A 17330-nucleotide genomic window follows, 5' to 3' on the forward strand; every position below is an offset into this window, starting at 1 on the left:
ATTGAATTATACATTTATCCGATCTAGATAGATGACAGTCTAGATCTATAAGATATCTTAATAAGCACGAGCGAATACAACAGTATGTTTCGCAGGTTCACCTGTAACAAGACATTTTTCTTTTTGTACATCTAATTGGAAAGGAATATTACGGATCGTTGCTCCTGTTTCCTCTTTTACTTTCGCTTCGGATTCGATTGTACCATCCCAGCCTGCGATAAAGAAGCCACGTTTTTCTTCCATAATAGCTTTCATTTCATCCAATGTATCGACTTGGTGCATGTTTTCTTCACGGAAAGCAAGCGCACGGTCGTACATTTCTTGTTGTACTTGATCTAACATATTTTGAACTTCAGTTACGATATTTTCAAGAGCCACTTGTTTTTTCTCGCCTGTAATACGAGAAACCAATACACATACTCCATTTTCCATATCACGAGGTCCAATTTCCAAACGAACTGGAATACCACGCATTTCATATTCATTGAATTTCCAACCTGGACGTACATCGGCACGATCATCAATACCTACACGTACTCCGGCTTTTTTCAATTCAGCAAATAATTCATCTGCACGTCCTACAACCATATCACGTGTTTTAGGAGGTCCAATTGGGATAATGATGACTTGTTTTGGAGCCACTTTAGGAGGCAAAGCCAATCCACGATCATCACCATGCACCATGATAAGCGCACCGATTAGACGTGTACTTACACCCCAAGAAGTGGTATGTGCATACTCTTGTGTATTGTCACGACTTAAGTATTGAATTTCAAAAGCTTCTGCAAAGTTAGTACCCATAAAGTGAGAAGTACCTGCTTGTACAGCACGTCCGTCTTTCATCATCGCTTCGATAGAATACGTGTCACGTGCGCCTGCAAATTTCTCAGAAGGACTCTTCTGCCCTGTAATTACAGGAATCGCTAAGAAACTTTCTACAAAATCACGATACACTTCAAGCATACGCATTGTTTCTTCGCGTGCTTCTGTTTCTGTTTCGTGAGCAGTATGACCTTCTTGCCACAAGAATTCACTTGTACGTAAGAAAGGCAATGTACGTTTTTCCCAACGAACAACGTTAGCCCACTGGTTAATCAATACTGGAAGATCCCGGTAAGATTGAATCCATTTAGAATACATATGTCCGAACATGGTTTCTGATGTAGGGCGAATAGCTAAACGTTCTTCTAGCTTATCTCCACCTGCTTCAGTTACCCAAGGCAATTCAGGATTAAATCCTTCGATATGTTCTTTTTCTTTTTCAAAAAAGCTTTCTGGAATAAATAATGGGAAATACGCATTACGATGACCGGTTTCTTTAAAACGACGGTCTAAATCGTGCTGAATATGCTCCCAAATTTCGTATCCATCCGGGCGGAAAACAATACAACCGCGTACAGGTGAATAGTCCATTAATTCAGCTTTTTTGATCACGTCAATATACCAACGTGAGAAGTCTTCGCTTTGTGGTGTAATTTCAGTTACGAATTGTTTGTCCTGCTTATCATTCGACATAAAAATGGATATCCTCCTGTAAGTAACCAAATATTTAGCGAGCAGATCTGAATAATATCAGAATCGATATCTGTTATTATTAGTCGCTCATTTTACCTTATTGTATCATGATTGTGAGTGCTTGTTGAATGATTTCAGACAAAGAAGCAAAAGAGTGATGATCTGCAACATCCTTCAACTTTACGCTGAGGCGTACATGTTGCATTTCCACCCTTCTGCTTCCGTGGTCTTTCTTTGAGTATATCATGTCTGTCTATACGCTACAGCACAGATATTAACCTTTAATTAAACGTACAATATCATTATAGGTTACAGCGATCATCAGCAAGAATAACATACCGAATCCGATTAAATGAACCAGACCTTCTTTGCTTGGTTCAAGTGGCTTACGACGTATCCATTCCACCAACAAGAAAATCAAACGACTTCCATCTAATGCTGGAATAGGCAATAGATTGAATATTCCCAAGTTGGTACTAATTAGTGCTGTCCAAAGAATCATACTATCAAGTCCCTGTCTTGCCACTTCAGTCGTAACTTGAATCGTACCTACAGGTCCTGCTAGATCATCTAAATGGAACTGTCCAAAAATTAACATTTTTAAACTTGTTAAAATCGTTGTACTCATATCGATAAAGCGTTCGCCTGCATAGCTAAATGTTTCACCAAAAGAAGCTGAACGAGTTTGAGGTTCTACAGCGACCCCTACTTTACCTACATTTTTTTCGTTTGCTTTAGGAGTAATAGTAACCGTCTGTTCTTGACCACCACGTTCAATCGTCCACTCCATAGGTTTACCAGCCGAAGATTCAATCAAACTAATCATTTTGACAGAATCTCCTGCAATTTCGGTTCCGTTGACTTTCTCCACTAGATCGCCTTTTAGCAACCCACTAGATTGAGCTGGAGAATCCGAAGTGACCTGACCCAAAATAACCCCTGTTGGATTTTCAACAGGTACACCTGTCATACGCACCAAGATCAGACAAAGAATAAAAGCAAGAATAAAATTCATTGCAGGGCCTGCAAAAATAGACAATGCCCGTTGACCTACAGTTGCACTGTTAAACTGACGATTACGTGGTGCAATCTGAATATCTTGCCCTTTGATCGACATCATTGCTTTGGGATCTACATTAAATGTTTGAATATCACCATCAACATCCAATACAATTTTGAGATCATCAATAATATCAATTGATTGTACTTCGCCACGAATAACATTTTTACGATTATCTAATTGATCTACAAAAATCGTTTTAACGACTTCATTGGCTGTACGAATAGCGATCGTCTGTCCGGGCTGAATCTCAACCAGTTCAGGATCTTCACCAGCCATACGGGCATAACCACCAAACGGCAGTAAACGCAATGTAAATACAGTCTCATCTTTTTTATATGAAAACAGTTTTGGGCCGAAGCCAATAGCAAATTCGCGTACTAATACTCCTGCACGCTTGGCAAAATAATAATGCCCCCACTCATGCACTGTAACAATAATAAAAAACATGAGTACCGTCATAACTACTACTTGAAGTGTCTCCAAATCGCCAAATCCTCCTTTTTCGCTTGCGACCGAAGGTCTGCACTTTTAGATTATCACTTTTGTACGGTCTGATACAAGCAGAGCATGGCGAACATCAAGAAATAAATTCCATTTCTGTTGATAATCCCGGTTATAGGCATAATCGTCATGATACAAAACCACTATCACATTATCTATACAACATACCATTCCTTTTACAATACTGAAAATGCACTGGCTCTTGCTCTAGTCTGTGCGTCGGTAGCATAGATGACTTCTAGCTCTGGATTGGCAATCACTTCATGCTGTTGTAGAGCATCCGCAATAATATCTTCGATCAATAAGAATGGAATTTCTCCATTTAAAAATCGAGCTACTGCAATTTCATTCGCTGCATTAAATACTGTCGGTGCTGTTCCGCCCAAACGTCCTGCTTCAAAAGCCATGCTTAGACAAGGAAAACGATTGTAATCCATTTCACGGAAATTAAGCTGTCCGATCTGAGCTAAAGACAGACGCGAAGAAGGAGCTTGCTGACGATCAGGATACGTTAATGCATATTGAATCGGTACACGCATATCTGGATTACCCAATTGTGCAATAATACTGGTATCTACAAATTCTACAAATGAATGAATAATACTTTCAGGATGCAACAGTACTGAAATCTGATCATAAGGCATATCAAATAGCCAGTGTGCTTCAATCACTTCAAGTCCTTTATTCGCCATCGTTGCAGAATCAATCGTAATTTTTGAACCCATAGACCAGTTAGGATGCTTCAGTGCATCAGCCACAGTCACATGCTTCAATTGCTCTCGTGTACGATCACGAAATGAACCTCCCGAAGCAGTCAACGTTAATTGATGTACACGTTCACGGGGTTCTCCATTTAGACATTGAAATAATGCTGAATGTTCGCTATCAATCGGCAACAATTGAACGCCTTTTTGTCTAGCACGAGCTGTAACTAGATGACCTGCTGTTACCAATGTTTCTTTATTCGCTAATCCTATCGTTTTGCCTGCATCAATCGCTGCAAGTGTAGATGGAAGCCCCATACTACCCATAACTGCTGTAACAACGGTATCTGCATCTGTTCCTGCTGCAATTTCAATCAATCCTTGCTCCCCATAGAATACTTCGATATGAGAAGGTAGTTGTTGCTTGATCTGCTCTGCTGATTGTTTAGAACCTACAGAAACTTTAGATGGCTTAAACTCCAATACTTGCTGAATCAACAATTCTATATTATTACCTGCTGCTAGTCCTTCAACTTCAAAAGCTTCAGGATGCGCACGAACAACATCTAATGTTTGAGTACCGATTGAACCTGTAGAGCCAAGAATCGCTAATTTTTTCATTGTGCACCCCGTTAGATTACAATAGGTTATCATTTAAATCCGTATCATTTAGAAAGGTAAAAGCAACGCAATATGAACCAGTGGAAATACCATTAACCAGCTATCACAGCGATCTAAAATACCACCATGGCCTGGTAACAATTTTCCAGAATCTTTGATTCCATAGATGCGCTTGTATGCCGATTGAATCAAATCACCCATTTGTCCTACGACTGCCGCTGCTATACCTATTAATATCGCATTGGTCATTGGAAGAAGTTCTGGTGATATCAGTGAGAAAATGATAGCTACAATAATAGCAAATACGACTCCACCAATCGCACCTTCAACCGTTTTATTGGGACTGATCGAAGGCCATAGCTTATTTTTGCCTAGCATTTTGCCTGTAAAATAAGCTCCAATATCACTAGCCCAAATCGAAGCTAGCAACATAAACGTCCAAAATAATCCATGTCCGTCTGGTGTCTGACGTGTATCTGCAATATATGCAAACCCTGTACCTATATAAACGGCTCCGATGAACAATAATGCCATTTGTTTAATATCCACTTTATTTTTGGAAATAACAGTAATGGACAATAATAACAGCATCACAATCCACATACTGTGATCAACAGACAACGGCGGTTCAAGATTCATTAATGTCCATGGTAAAAGCATATATAGCACACTAATATAACCAATCACTGCCGGTGCTCCGAACGGAGCCGACTTTGTCATGATTACAAATTCATAATATCCAATAAGAGCCATCACCACGAGCAGCCCATGATAAGCATAGCCACCGAGCAGGCAAAGCCCTAAGTAGAGTATTCCGGCTACAATGCCAGTGATTATCCGCTCTTTCACAATCCATCCTCCATCCGAACAAATGGATATTCCCTGCCTATGCAGAGATCACCATTCATTTCAAACCACCATATCTGCGAGTTCTACGCTGGTATTCTAATACCGCTTCGATCATATGCTGCTTGCCAAACTCTGGCCAAAAAATAGGAGTGAACCATAATTCTGTATAGGCAAGTTGCCACAACATAAAATTACTCAGGCGAAGTTCTCCGCTTGTTCGTATAAGTAAATCAGGATCAGGCATCCCTGAAGATTGTAAAACACGTTCAAAACTTTCAGAAGTGATATCTTCGATACGCATTGTACCTTTTTGTACAGCTTGAGCGACTTCTTTCACACCTTCAGTAATTTCATCACGACTTCCATAATTCAGAGCAAAAGTAAGAACCAGCCCTGTATTATTAGCAGTATCGCGAATCGCTTTTTCTAAAGGCTCAATCGTATGAGGGGGTAATACATCTTTATGTCCCATCAAACGAATCTGTACATTTTTTGCAATCAATTCATCCAATTCAGATGCTATAAATTCACCAGGAAGTTTCATCAAAAAATCGACTTCCTCTTTGGGTCTTTTCCAATTTTCAGTAGAGAAGGCATACATGGTTAAATATTGAACTCCCAAGTCATCCGCAGCAATTGTGGCACGCTTTACAGCCTTCATACCATTCTGATGACCCATTACACGCGGTAATCCCAAACTTTTCGCCCATCGTCCATTGCCATCCATAATGATAGCGATATGCTTTGGAATATTATCTTGCGAAAGCTCGGAGGAAACCTGTATCTCTTCCTTTTTCCACCACGAGCGAACACGCTTGAGCATCACTTTTCCTCCATGCGAGTAGTGAAAAGAGACAAACCCCACCTATTCGGAGGGGTCGTAAGTCTCTTACACTTCCATAATCTCTTTTTCTTTTGAAGCTAGTACATTATCAACTTCTGCAATAAATTTGTCTGTAAGTTTCTGCACATCTTCTTGATGACGACGTGATTCATCCTCAGAAATGTCTGTTTTTTCAAGCTTTTTAATATCTTCATTAGCATCGCGACGAATATTACGAATCGCTACTTTGGATTCTTCGCCAAACTTTTTAGTTAATTTAACCAATTCAGAACGACGCTCTTCTGTTAGAGCTGGAATACTTAGACGAACAATGTTACCATCGTTAGCCGGTGTAAGACCCAAGTCTGATTTCATAATTGCGCGTTCAATCTCAGCTAAAGAAGATTTATCCCAAGGCTGAATAATCAATGTACGTGAATCCGGTGTACTGATATTTGCCAACTGATTAAGAGGTGTCAAAGCACCGTAATATTCAACTTGTACACGATCTAAAATAGAAGATGAAGCACGTCCAGCACGAAGCGTGGACAGATCGCGGCTTAAAGCTTGAATAGCTTTCTCCATGCGCTCTTCTGCACTTGTTTTGATTGATTGTGGCATTAATCTACACTCCCTTTAACGATCGTCCCGATCTTCTCGCCGAGCACGACCCGTTTGATGTTTCCTTCTTCGGTAATCGCAAACACGATGAGTGGAATATTGTTATCCATACACAACGATGAAGCTGTAGAATCCATTACACCTAGATTTTGATTCAAGATATCCAGGTATGTAAGTTGTTCGAATTTTTGAGCATTTTCGTCTTTAAATGGATCTGCTGAGTATACGCCATCCACTTTATTTTTAGCCATCAAAATAACTTCTGCTTCGATTTCAGCAGCACGTAAAGCAGCTGTTGTATCTGTAGAGAAGAAAGGATTACCCGTACCTGCTGCGAAAATAACAACTCGACCTTTTTCTAAGTGACGAATAGCTCTTCTGCGGATATAAGGTTCTGCGATTTGTTGCATTGCAATAGAAGTCTGCACACGAGTAGGCACTTCAATCTGCTCTAATGCATCTTGCAAAGCTAAAGAATTCATTACAGTGGCAAGCATACCCATATAATCGGCTGTTGCACGGTCAATACCGTTTGCGCTGCCCGCGATTCCACGCCAGATGTTGCCTCCTCCACATACAATCGCAACTTCTACACCCAATGCGACAACTTCTTTGATCTGATTGGCAATTGAGACGATTGTATCGGCATCAATACCGTATCCGTTTTGACCCGATAATGATTCACCGCTGACTTTCAAGACAACTCTTTTAAATACAGGTTTATTCAATTGTATACCCTCCACTTTGTGAAAATTAGTCCTAATGGTGATAAAGCCGGATAGGGCGCTGATACTGCCTGTTCCGGCTCTGCCATGAGGTTCTCGGAATGATAAGATTTTACAAAAGAAGGAACACAGTCTGTGTCCCTTCCTTCTGTTCTATTCTTAAATCGTGTTCCGGTTATTGTAAATCTTTAGTTCGCTAGTAGCGATTATTGATTTACTTGTGCCATAACTTCTTCAACAAAGTTGTCTTGTTTTTTCTCAAGACCTTCACCTAGTTCATAACGAACGAAGCGACGGATAGAAATATTTTCACCAATTGTGCTGATTTTTTCGTTCAACAATTGATCGATTGTTTTATCAGGGTTTTTAACGAAAGTTTGCTCCATCAAGCAATACTCTTCATAGTATTTACCGATGCGGCCTTCAACCATTTTTTCAACGATTTTTTCTGGTTTGCCTTCGTTCAACGCTTGAGCTTTCAAAATTTCTTTTTCTTTCTCAAGTGCTTCTGTTGGAACTTCTTCACGACGAACATACAATGGGCTAGCTGCTGCGATTTGCATAGCGATATCGCGTGCAAACTCTTTAAATTGGTCTGTTTTACCAACAAAGTCAGTTTCACAGTTGATTTCTACCAATACGCCGATACGACCGCCAGCGTGGATGTAAGATTCAACTACGCCTTCTGTTGCAGCGCGTCCAGCTTTACCAGCTGCTGCAGAAAGACCTTTTTCACGAAGTACGTCTACTGCTTTAGAGATATCACCGTTTGTTTCTTCAAGCGCTTTTTTACAATCTAACATTCCTGCGCCTGTTTTTTCACGAAGCTCTTTTACTGCGCTAGCATTAACTGCCATTTTTGTAACCTCCATATAATTAGAAATTTAGTTTTTTATACATCATCTTAAAAAAAGGGCAGTGAGAGGTTATCCACCTGCCAACCACCCTTTTTATTTTGTCATTCATTTAAAGACATATAAATAGAAACAATTATGCAGTTTGCTCGCCTTGGTTAGCTTCAACCACAGCATCAGCCATTTTTCCAGTCAACAATTTAACAGCGCGAATCGCGTCATCATTACCAGGAATAACATAATCGATCTCGTCTGGATCACAGTTAGTATCAACGATACCTACGATTGGAATACCCAATTTGCGTGCTTCTGCAACAGCGATACGCTCTTTACGAGGATCGATGATGAACAATGCGCTAGGTAAACCTTTCATGTTTTTGATACCGCCCAAGAATTTCTCAAGACGATCTTTTTCTTTGCGAAGCAAGATTACTTCTTTTTTAGGAAGAACTTCAAAAGTACCGTCTTCTTCCCATTTTTCCAACTCTTTCAAACGATTGATACGTTTTTTGATCGTTTCAAAGTTAGTTAGAGTTCCACCCAACCAACGTTGGTTGATGTAGAATTGACCAGAACGCTCAGCTTCTTCTTTAACAGAATCTTGAGCTTGTTTTTTCGTACCAACGAACAATACTGTACCGCCGTCAGCAGCGATGGATTTTACAAAGTTGTAAGCTTCATCAACTTTTTTCACTGTTTTTTGCAAATCAATGATGTAAATTCCGTTTCTTTCTGTAAAAATGTAACGATCCATTTTCGGGTTCCAACGACGTGTTTGGTGACCGAAGTGTACGCCAGCTTCTAAAAGCTGTTTCATGGAAATAACTGCCATATCCATGTACCTCCTATTATTTTGGTTTTTTGTGTGCCTCCGCAAACGTCAACTTTCGGTAAAACTTTTCGTCTGAAAAGCACCTTTACCTGAAATCAGAATGCGTGTGTTTTAACACCATTAGTTAATATATCATATCAAATACATATTGTGCAACACCCAAATTGATTGATATGTAGTAGTCATCATATTCAGACGTGAAGCCGCCTTATAATGCAGCAATCACATTATTGAGACGGCTCATGCGTGATCTTATCAATAATTGAATCCAAATCTTCACCTGCACTCAAATTGAATGTGCCGATTTGTAATTTCGTATTGGCTTTAAGTTCAGAGACCCGATTCACAAATTCTTTTTGGCTATCAATAACACCTTTTGTTTTTAAATTATAAGCGATATCATTTAGCATTTCTCCACTTGTAATTTTAAACGTAGTCGGTGTATTCGGTTGCGTTGGAGAACTTGGAGTGCTTGTTTTTGGCGTTGTAGACTGCGTTGTACTTTTGGTTTCTGTCGACTCTGGTGTGGCTGGATTTTCTGGAGTTGTTGGTTGCTCGCTAGTCGGCTCTTTGGTTGTTGTCTTGCTCGCTTCTGCCTTTTGAGCTTTAGCGGCTTCTTCTTTTTGCTTCTCTTCTTGCTGCAACTGTTTCCATTCATCACTGCTATACACTTTTTCTGTCGAATCATACACCTGCATATTTTGAGTCTGTGCTGCTTCTCTGATCTGTTCAGCGGTTAACTGGGTACCATCTAACATGGTCTGACCATTACCAATATTAAAAAGCTGAAGCAAAACAGCACCGATAATAATTCCTATACCTATGCCCATTATTAAAGAACGATTTTTAATCACTTATGATCCTCCTGTTTAGCCAACTGCAAAATCAATTGCACTTCGCCTCGCTGTAAACCTACAGTTTTGGCAATAGTATCAATAGATTTCCCATTTTCATAAAGGGCAAACAGTTCTTGATAACGATCCTGAATACGTTCTGTCGTGTCTGGTTGCTCTTCTACAACCGGTTCACTGTACTGTTGCGCCATTCGTGCAGCTGATTCCCGCAACGCGTCTCCCTGTGTTCCTGTACCCTGTGTTTGCGTATATGCAGGATTCTGCATGGTAGCTACAGGTGGAACAGCAGATGGCATGATAACAGGATCAGGCTTTTGCTCCAGCTGGATCAAGCGTTGTCTCATCTCTGTTAATTGTTCTTGAAGAGCTAACTGCTTGGCAGTAGACTCTTGCTTGATTTTAGAGACTAGATCAATAATTTCTTCATTTTCCTTCTCGATCTCAGCCATGTAATGTTCTAATGTATCCTCGACTTTATCTACTGTAGCCATAGACTGAGCGGTTGCTGCTACATTACGAGCTTTGGGTAACAAAAATCCATATACAATCGCGACTGCTCCGATCAGAACAATATATATCCATCCTGGCAAATTCATTCAACTCACCTTTTGTGTGGTTTAAATTTTAGAAAGACAAATCGATATTTTTACCTTTGTAAGGATGTTCCGCTGGCTTCACTTCTGGATGAGGGTGTTCGTCAGAATGATGCTCACTAGCCGTATGGTGATGTTCTCCGGGTTCTCCATCATGGATAAAGTTAGAGGACGACTCGTTCACTTCTCCGCTACGGTTACGCATACGTTCTGTATGCTCATTGATTTGCTCAGCCAGTAAAGTCTGATCAATCGCCGGACGTAACAAGTGTGCTTGTTGAATTTTACCCACTTCACTGGTTCTAGGAATAGCAATTTGCAATTCAATATTTCGTAAGCTCATCTCAAACACCCCACCTTATGGTTAATTAATGGTTAGAAACCATCACAATATCACCATCATCATATGTGAAGCTAACTCGTTCTGAAGTATCCTTAATATATTTGGTATATCTACCGATAACCACTTTAGAACCACCGAAGATAGTATGAATGACTTCAACTTTAGCTTTCGCCGATTCTTCCAGTGTTCTTTCGATTTCCCAAATACTTTCTTTGATTTCATCATGTTCACGCAGTTGGCTTTTTTTAGTCGCTGATAATTTAATACGCAAAGCCAATTTATCTGAACCAAGTTGTCCAGCAGAAGCAAGTTGATCTAATAAATGAAGTGCTTTTTCTGTTTTTTCCAAATTCTCTACATGGGTTTTTAATTCTTTGCGTAGTACACCCAGTTGATTGCGTAATTCAGGAAGAACACCCACTTCAATATCAGTCACCGTAAAGCTGCTATTTCCGATTGTTCGCGCAACAACTGTTTCACCTGCTTGTAATTGCCCACCTACTATTAATCCTTTAGGTCCATTACATACAATCGTTTTACCTGCACGTACATTGGAATGCATAATACTTTGAGATACGATAACCGCTTCGCCTGCTTCTACATTTCCATCTTGAATAAATGAGCTTTTCACATTTACCGCAGCTTTGACTAACCCTTTATGATAACCGATAACTCCGCCTGTGATTTCGATTGAACCCCCTGCTTCGAGTTCTGCACCTTCTACACCACCAACGATACGAATATCACCCGATGCTTTGACACGAAAATTAGATAACACATTACCACGTATAACGACCGTACCTACAAAGTCGATATTGCCTGTATGATAATCAATATCTCCGTTAACTTCATAGACAGGAAATACGTTAATTTTACTTTTTTCGGTCAATGATATCATACCATCTAAAGCAGCATAAATAACGGTATGTTCTGGATTTAATACAATATTTTTACCAACTTTGAATCGAGCTTCTTTGCCCGGTTTGTAAGGAATAGGTTCACCTGTAACCGATATTCCATCTTCTCCAGGTAATGGATCGATTTTCTTACCGATCATTTGCCCTTTACGAACATTGTTAAGTTGGACTAATTCTTTGTAATCTACTTTACCATCTTGAGTTTCAAGTGGTCTTCTACCTACATCATCAAATGATACGGTATATTCAATTCTTCCATCTATTCCATTCACCGGCTTTTGCCCTTGAGCAACGATTGCTTTGTCCAAAGTATAAGCTTCAGGCTGACTAGAAATTTGTTGTAAAATCATTGAATCGATCCCATGACTCAAACCTTGCGTACGCAAAAATCCCTCCAGTTGTTCGGCTGTGCATTCAAATTCTTCATCAAACTTTGTAAATTCAAGATAAGCGATAGATTTGTCTTCAGAAAAGATAACTTTTAAATATGGGTCTATTGCTAATTGAGAGGTCACGCCTAATTCACCCTTTCATACAAGTAGCGGCGTCTCACATGTCTTGCATTAATAGACCTTTTTGCTTATCCAGTGCTCCACGCAAACGTAGAATAGCTTTGGAATGAAGTTGAGAGATTCGTGATGGTGATAATGACATGACTTCAGCAATCTCACTGAGTGATAGGTCTTCATAATAGAGCAGTGATACAACCGTTCTCTCTTTCTCGGTAAGCTTTTCGATCCCTTTCATAAGCGATTCTTTAAGTACAAAATCGTTTACAGCGCGATCTGGATTTTTGGCTTTCTCATCTACAATCAAAGACATTCTTGTTTCTGATTCTTCTTCACGAATAGGATCTTCCAAAGAAGTAATCGTCATTACAGCTACATCTTGAAGCATATTTTGAAAATCTTTTTCCGTAATATCCAAATAGTTACTGATCTCTGCATCGGATACGGAACGCAAGTATTTTTGCTCTAGTTGCTGATAAGCGTCTTCAATTTTGCGTGCTTTCTCACGTACCGATCTTGGAACCCAATCTCCTTGACGAAGACCATCCAATATGGCACCACGTACTCTCCAAGAAGCATACGTTTCAAATTGAAGTCCACGTTTATAATCAAACTTTTCAATAGCATCAATTAAACCCATGACCCCATTACTCATCAGATCATCTTTAGAAACATTTTTGGGTAATCCAATTGCAAGGCGGCTGGAAACATATTCAACGGTGCCATAGTAGTTTTCAATCAGCTTCTTTTTGGCTTCTACGTTTCCATACTCCTTCCATTGTACCCACAATTCTGAGTGATTTAGATGTGCTGCCTTTTGCTCGCTCAATTGCTTTCACCCTCCTTACTTTTGTGTCAGGTGACGAACAGCCTTCGCCATTTCCTCCGGATCTTGTTGCTTATTTGAAACCAGTTTTGGCGGATTAAGAGGTGCAAAGCCACCCTTGTCCACTGTGTCTGTTGGTTTCGGTGTTAGCAAATCGCTTAACTCCTGATCTTGATCAGGCGTTACTACATCAAATTGGCCCCCTCTGCTTGGATCATCTACGGAAGAATCAGGTTGTCCATTTTCCGAAGAAGTTGGAGTAGAAGGCTTATTCGTGGCTGCACCTGCAGGATTGGCTAGAATCCCAAGAACAAAGCGCAGCACGAATGCCAGGAAAAACCATAATGCAAATCCTAAAACGCCTCTAAATAAGCTAGTGGTCCATAAATTGTTTTCGATAGAAGCAAAAAAGGTAATCAAAAAACCGATTAAGCCTAACCAGAGATTAATTTTAATATTCCCTACCATAGGCTATAATTCCTTCTTACCCATTTGTACGCTTCTTATGAACAAAATCCCAGAAATACAATCCATTTCTATCGTTCGTCCGTAATTAGCGCCAGTATCCTCAGCTAACAATGGAATTTTGTATTCTTCTAAAAACAATTTACACGCTTCCACATTGCGAGGACCAATTCGCATGTGATCACCACCACTAGAAAAGTTAAACATTTGAGCACCGCCAGCCATTTTAGCAACGATTCGTGAGCGCGAAGCACCCAACGCTGTCATTTTGCGAACAAGTTCTGGAAGTGCTGTATCTGCATATTTGGCTATATTCAATTGTCCGTCTCTAGCAATATCCGATGAAGGAAGCATCACATGAGCCATCCCTGCAAGTTGAATGTTTTTGTCATATAGCGTTAGGCCCACACAAGAACCAAGTCCCGTCGTTCGAATAATTCCGGATGTTTTCACGACGTTTAAATCCGCCATACCCACTTTAACAATGTTTTGCTCTTCAATCATCAGTCAATGGAACTCCTAATGATTTAAAAATTTTATCAAAAGATTCAGGGTCCGGAATCAAGAAAAACTGCCCTTCCACTTCTTCTTTTCCTTCTAAGAAAGTCGTATCGATCAACAGTGCATCGTCGCCCATTTCACCGAATTGGATCAGACCATAATTTAAAATAGCACCCGCCATATCCATTGCTAAGCCAGGAACAGTCGGTGTCATTGAAAGTTGTGTGAAATCAGCTAATGAAGATAGATACGAGCCTGCCAAAATATTTCCAATCTCAGATAATGCAGATTGTTCCATTTCGTTGAAAAACTCTTCTTCACTTGCTTCAATTCCTGCTAAACGATGAAGTAATCCTTTACCCGCTTCAGGAGTTAGAATAAAGAACAAATTCCCTGGTGCTTCACCTTCTACACGAAAGAAAACAGCAAGTACGATTTGTTCAGGTCCTCCAACTTTATCCGCAATCTTTTCAAAAGGTAAAATCTGCACTTTAGGCACTGCCATATCAATCGGTTTATCTAAAAGTTGGGAAAGGGCAGTGGCTGCATTGCCTGCCCCTATGTTTCCCACTTCTTTTAGAACATCCATTTTGAACCCTTCAAGATCATCAAAAAGGTTCATAAGTTTAGTCCTCGATATTTTCTAGTTGACTGACTTCGCTTCGGTTCAAGACTTCAGCAAGGTTAAGCATAATCAGCAGCCGTTCTTCGTCCAGCTTAGCAACTCCATCAAGATATCTAGCTTTCACTCCACCTACAACTTCAGGCGGTTTCTCAATACGACCACGATCTAGATCCACTACATCATTAGCAGAATCAACGATAAATCCAACTTGAGTTGTATCTACGTCTACAATGATAATACGTGTTTGATCGTTATATTCATTTTCCGGAAGGTTAAAACGTCCACGAAGGTCAATAACCGGAATAACAACACCACGTAAATTGATAACACCTTTTACAAAATCAAATGTTTTCGGTACACGTGTAATTGGTAACATACGTTCAATCGTTTGTACTTTATCTACTTCAATACCGTATTCTTCTTTTGCAAGCTTAAAAACGATAACTTTTATATCTTCTGCCATGGGTAAATCCTCCTTGTTATAAACTACATCACTTGATAAATGCGTTCGGATCAATAATCAAAGCCACTTGGCCATCCCCAAGAATCGTTGCTCCTGAAACCCCTTGAATATCTGGAAGATATTTGCCCAAGCTTTTCAGTACGATTTCGTTTTGACCAATAAAGTTCTCAACAGCTAGTGCTGCTAGTTTGTCACCTTTACGGATTACGACAATTTCTGTTTCTTCTTCTTCACGCTCATCAAAGTCTGGAACTTCGAATACACGACTCAATGAAAGTAACGGAATATGCGTTTCACGATAAGGAATTAATTGACTACCATGCAAATCACGTACCTGTTTGGATTTGATAATACCTGTTTCCACAATTGAAGTTAATGGAATCGCATATTTCTCTGAACCTACACGAATCAACATCGCTGAAATAATAGACAATGTCAATGGAAGTTGTACAGAGAACTTGGTTCCTTTACCTGGTGTGGAGTACACAGTTACATGTCCGCCAAGTGATGAAATTTTGGATTTAACCACGTCTAGACCAACACCACGTCCAGAAATATCAGAGATCACTTCAGCTGTACTGAATCCTGGTGCGAAAAGAAGTTGATATACTTCTTCATCTTTCATCGTAACAGATTGCTCTTGAGTTACGACGCCTTTTTTGATTGCACTTTGAAGAATTTTGTCGCGGTAGATTCCACGTCCATCATCCTCAATCTCAATAAATACATGATTACCACTATGAAATGCGCTTAGTTTGACAACGCCTGTCTCATCTTTACCTGCTGCAATACGATCTGCAATAGGCTCAACACCGTGGTCAACTGAGTTACGCAGTAAATGAACCAGTGGATCACCGATTTCATCAATAACTGTGCGGTCTAGCTCTGTTTCAGCACCTGTGATAATTAAGTCTAATTTTTTGTCTAATGATTTAGCCAAATCACGTACCATACGAGGGAAACGGTTAAATACAGTATCTACCGGAACCATTCTCAATTTGAGTACGATATTTTGCAAATCACTACTTACACGACCCATATGCTCTACAGCATCTGTTAGTGCAGGTACTTTCACTTCACTTGCAAGCTGTTCTAGACGTACACGGTCAATAAGCAATTCGCTGAACAAGTTCATAAGAACATCCAAGCGATCGATATCTACACGGATTGTACGAGATGGAGCAGCAACCGCTGCTTTGGCAGCCGCTTTCGGTGCAGCTGGTGGCGCTGCTGCGACTTTAGATTCTTCAACGACTGGAGCTGAAGCAACAGATGCTGTTTCTACAGGCAAGATTTCAGAAGAAATTGGAGATGATTTAGCTGCTGTAGCAGACATTTCTCGCAACGATTCTGCATCCAAGCGTGTCATCGTTACATTTTCAATCTCAGATACGCCAAGGATCATCGTTTTGAGTTCTGCTTCATCTTTTTGCGTGATGTAATAGAGAGAGAAGCTACGATCAAATTTATCCTGTTCGATATCTTGTGTAGAAGGTTCAGATTTGATAACTTCGCCGAAACGCTCTAACATATCAAACACCATATAGGCACGAACCGCTTTTAGTTGACAATCTTCACGAATAAAGACTTCAAGGTAAAGCGCTTGATGACCTTCAGACATCGATTGTTCAATAACAGATTGTTGGAACTCATCCAATTGGATTCCTTTGCTCTCTTGAACAATTTCAGCTGGTGTTGATGATGTTGGTGTAGCAGATACTGCTTTAGATGCAGCTGGTGCCATGTCTCCACGTACAATCGCTTGTAAAGATTCTACGATTGCGGTTACATCTGCTTTACCTTCTCCGCCTTGTGTAATATCTTGAACCATTGATTCCAAAGCGTCCAAACTTTTAAACAATGTATCAAAAATAAATTCTTGCATTGCTAATTTTTCATTACGTACCAAATCAAGTACATTTTCCATTTGGTGCGTTAGTGCTGCTAAATCTTCAAAACCCATTGTTGCTGCCATACCTTTAAGTGTATGTGCTGAGCGGAAAATAACTTGGACGATCCCAAGGTCAGCCGGGCTGCTTTCCAATTCCAGCATTTTTTCGTTCAACGATTGTAGATGATCGTTCGACTCATCAATAAACATGTTTAGATATTGATTCATGTCCACC

The 17330-nt window shown here is 40.0% G+C and carries 19 protein-coding genes; all 19 read right to left on the minus strand.

All coding sequences use genetic code 11. The features are described from left to right. Positions 1 to 57: 57 nt before the first annotated feature. Complete coding sequence (gene proS, locus PTI45_RS09615; RefSeq protein ID WP_069327344.1) at positions 58 to 1515, minus strand: proline--tRNA ligase; 1458 nt, start codon at positions 1513 to 1515, stop codon at positions 58 to 60. Positions 1516 to 1789: 274 nt separating this feature from the next. Then, the gene (gene rseP / locus PTI45_RS09620; RefSeq protein ID WP_069327345.1) at positions 1790 to 3061 is read right to left on the minus strand and encodes an RIP metalloprotease RseP; all 1272 of its coding nucleotides are present in this window, start codon (positions 3059 to 3061) and stop codon (positions 1790 to 1792) included. A 194-nt stretch (positions 3062 to 3255) separates the two neighbouring features. After that, on the minus strand, positions 3256 to 4404 hold the full coding sequence (locus PTI45_RS09625) for a 1-deoxy-D-xylulose-5-phosphate reductoisomerase (RefSeq protein ID WP_069327346.1): 1149 nt from the start codon (positions 4402 to 4404) through the stop codon (positions 3256 to 3258). A gap of 48 nt (positions 4405 to 4452) precedes the next feature. Further along, complete coding sequence (locus PTI45_RS09630) at positions 4453 to 5253, minus strand: phosphatidate cytidylyltransferase (RefSeq protein ID WP_069327347.1); 801 nt, start codon at positions 5251 to 5253, stop codon at positions 4453 to 4455. 55 nt (positions 5254 to 5308) lie between these two features. Beyond that, positions 5309 to 6076 carry an undecaprenyl pyrophosphate synthase gene (locus PTI45_RS09635; protein WP_069327348.1) on the minus strand — a complete coding sequence of 256 codons (768 nt, stop codon included), beginning with the start codon at positions 6074 to 6076 and terminating at the stop codon, positions 5309 to 5311. 66 nt (positions 6077 to 6142) lie between these two features. Then, positions 6143 to 6697: a ribosome recycling factor gene (frr, locus tag PTI45_RS09640; RefSeq protein WP_069327349.1), complete on the minus strand. Its 555-nt coding sequence runs from the start codon at positions 6695 to 6697 to the stop codon at positions 6143 to 6145. Further along, a complete protein-coding gene (gene pyrH, locus PTI45_RS09645) occupies positions 6697 to 7425 on the minus strand; it encodes a UMP kinase (RefSeq protein WP_069327350.1) in 729 nt (242 codons plus the stop codon). Before pyrH ends, frr begins: the two co-directional genes overlap by 1 nt. 203 nt (positions 7426 to 7628) lie before the next feature. Further along, positions 7629 to 8279, minus strand: coding sequence for a translation elongation factor Ts (gene tsf / locus PTI45_RS09650; protein ID WP_069327351.1), 651 nt, complete (start codon positions 8277 to 8279; stop codon positions 7629 to 7631). A 133-nt stretch (positions 8280 to 8412) separates the two neighbouring features. Beyond that, positions 8413 to 9108 carry a 30S ribosomal protein S2 gene (rpsB, locus tag PTI45_RS09655; RefSeq protein WP_069327352.1) on the minus strand — a complete coding sequence of 232 codons (696 nt, stop codon included), beginning with the start codon at positions 9106 to 9108 and terminating at the stop codon, positions 8413 to 8415. A 227-nt stretch (positions 9109 to 9335) separates the two neighbouring features. After that, positions 9336 to 9962, minus strand: coding sequence for a hypothetical protein (locus PTI45_RS09660; RefSeq protein ID WP_069327353.1), 627 nt, complete (start codon positions 9960 to 9962; stop codon positions 9336 to 9338). Continuing rightward, the gene (locus PTI45_RS09665) at positions 9959 to 10558 is read right to left on the minus strand and encodes a DUF6115 domain-containing protein (RefSeq protein ID WP_069327354.1); all 600 of its coding nucleotides are present in this window, start codon (positions 10556 to 10558) and stop codon (positions 9959 to 9961) included. The genes PTI45_RS09660 and PTI45_RS09665 overlap by 4 nt, the downstream gene beginning before the upstream one ends. A gap of 28 nt (positions 10559 to 10586) precedes the next feature. Then, positions 10587 to 10898, minus strand: coding sequence for a hypothetical protein (locus PTI45_RS09670; protein WP_069327355.1), 312 nt, complete (start codon positions 10896 to 10898; stop codon positions 10587 to 10589). Positions 10899 to 10923: 25 nt separating this feature from the next. Next, the gene (locus PTI45_RS09675; protein WP_069327356.1) at positions 10924 to 12330 is read right to left on the minus strand and encodes a flagellar assembly protein A; all 1407 of its coding nucleotides are present in this window, start codon (positions 12328 to 12330) and stop codon (positions 10924 to 10926) included. A gap of 34 nt (positions 12331 to 12364) precedes the next feature. After that, positions 12365 to 13153 (minus strand): FliA/WhiG family RNA polymerase sigma factor, encoded by a 789-nt coding sequence (locus PTI45_RS09680; RefSeq protein WP_069327357.1) that lies wholly within the window; start codon positions 13151 to 13153, stop codon positions 12365 to 12367. Between the two features lie 15 nt (positions 13154 to 13168). Continuing rightward, the gene (locus tag PTI45_RS09685; RefSeq protein WP_069327358.1) at positions 13169 to 13618 is read right to left on the minus strand and encodes a hypothetical protein; all 450 of its coding nucleotides are present in this window, start codon (positions 13616 to 13618) and stop codon (positions 13169 to 13171) included. Positions 13619 to 13621: 3 nt separating this feature from the next. Further along, positions 13622 to 14119: a chemotaxis protein CheD gene (locus tag PTI45_RS09690; RefSeq protein WP_069327359.1), complete on the minus strand. Its 498-nt coding sequence runs from the start codon at positions 14117 to 14119 to the stop codon at positions 13622 to 13624. Next, positions 14112 to 14738, minus strand: a complete 627-nt coding sequence (locus tag PTI45_RS09695; protein ID WP_069327360.1) for a chemotaxis protein CheC — start codon at positions 14736 to 14738, stop codon at positions 14112 to 14114. Before PTI45_RS09695 ends, PTI45_RS09690 begins: the two co-directional genes overlap by 8 nt. 4 nt (positions 14739 to 14742) lie before the next feature. Continuing rightward, positions 14743 to 15204 carry a chemotaxis protein CheW gene (locus PTI45_RS09700; protein ID WP_069327361.1) on the minus strand — a complete coding sequence of 154 codons (462 nt, stop codon included), beginning with the start codon at positions 15202 to 15204 and terminating at the stop codon, positions 14743 to 14745. A gap of 28 nt (positions 15205 to 15232) precedes the next feature. Further along, positions 15233 to 17329: a chemotaxis protein CheA gene (locus tag PTI45_RS09705; RefSeq protein ID WP_069327362.1), complete on the minus strand. Its 2097-nt coding sequence runs from the start codon at positions 17327 to 17329 to the stop codon at positions 15233 to 15235. Between the last annotated feature and the right edge of the window lies 1 nt (position 17330).

The sequence above is a fragment of the Paenibacillus nuruki genome, assembly GCF_001721045.1.
GTDB lineage: Bacteria > Bacillota > Bacilli > Paenibacillales > Paenibacillaceae > Saccharibacillus > Saccharibacillus nuruki.

Coding starts and splice junctions, on each gene's coding strand:
- proS (WP_069327344.1), bottom strand. CDS start 1,515: ATGTCGAATGATAAGCAGGACAAACAATTCGTAACTGAAATTACACCA.
- PTI45_RS09625 (WP_069327346.1), bottom strand. CDS start 4,404: ATGAAAAAATTAGCGATTCTTGGCTCTACAGGTTCAATCGGTACTCAA.
- PTI45_RS09635 (WP_069327348.1), bottom strand. CDS start 6,076: ATGCTCAAGCGTGTTCGCTCGTGGTGGAAAAAGGAAGAGATACAGGTT.
- frr (WP_069327349.1), bottom strand. CDS start 6,697: ATGCCACAATCAATCAAAACAAGTGCAGAAGAGCGCATGGAGAAAGCT.
- tsf (WP_069327351.1), bottom strand. CDS start 8,279: ATGGCAGTTAATGCTAGCGCAGTAAAAGAGCTTCGTGAAAAAACAGGC.
- rpsB (WP_069327352.1), bottom strand. CDS start 9,108: ATGGCAGTTATTTCCATGAAACAGCTTTTAGAAGCTGGCGTACACTTC.
- PTI45_RS09665 (WP_069327354.1), bottom strand. CDS start 10,558: ATGAATTTGCCAGGATGGATATATATTGTTCTGATCGGAGCAGTCGCG.
- PTI45_RS09670 (WP_069327355.1), bottom strand. CDS start 10,898: ATGAGCTTACGAAATATTGAATTGCAAATTGCTATTCCTAGAACCAGT.
- PTI45_RS09685 (WP_069327358.1), bottom strand. CDS start 13,618: ATGGTAGGGAATATTAAAATTAATCTCTGGTTAGGCTTAATCGGTTTT.
- PTI45_RS09690 (WP_069327359.1), bottom strand. CDS start 14,119: ATGATTGAAGAGCAAAACATTGTTAAAGTGGGTATGGCGGATTTAAAC.
- PTI45_RS09695 (WP_069327360.1), bottom strand. CDS start 14,738: ATGAACCTTTTTGATGATCTTGAAGGGTTCAAAATGGATGTTCTAAAA.
- PTI45_RS09700 (WP_069327361.1), bottom strand. CDS start 15,204: ATGGCAGAAGATATAAAAGTTATCGTTTTTAAGCTTGCAAAAGAAGAA.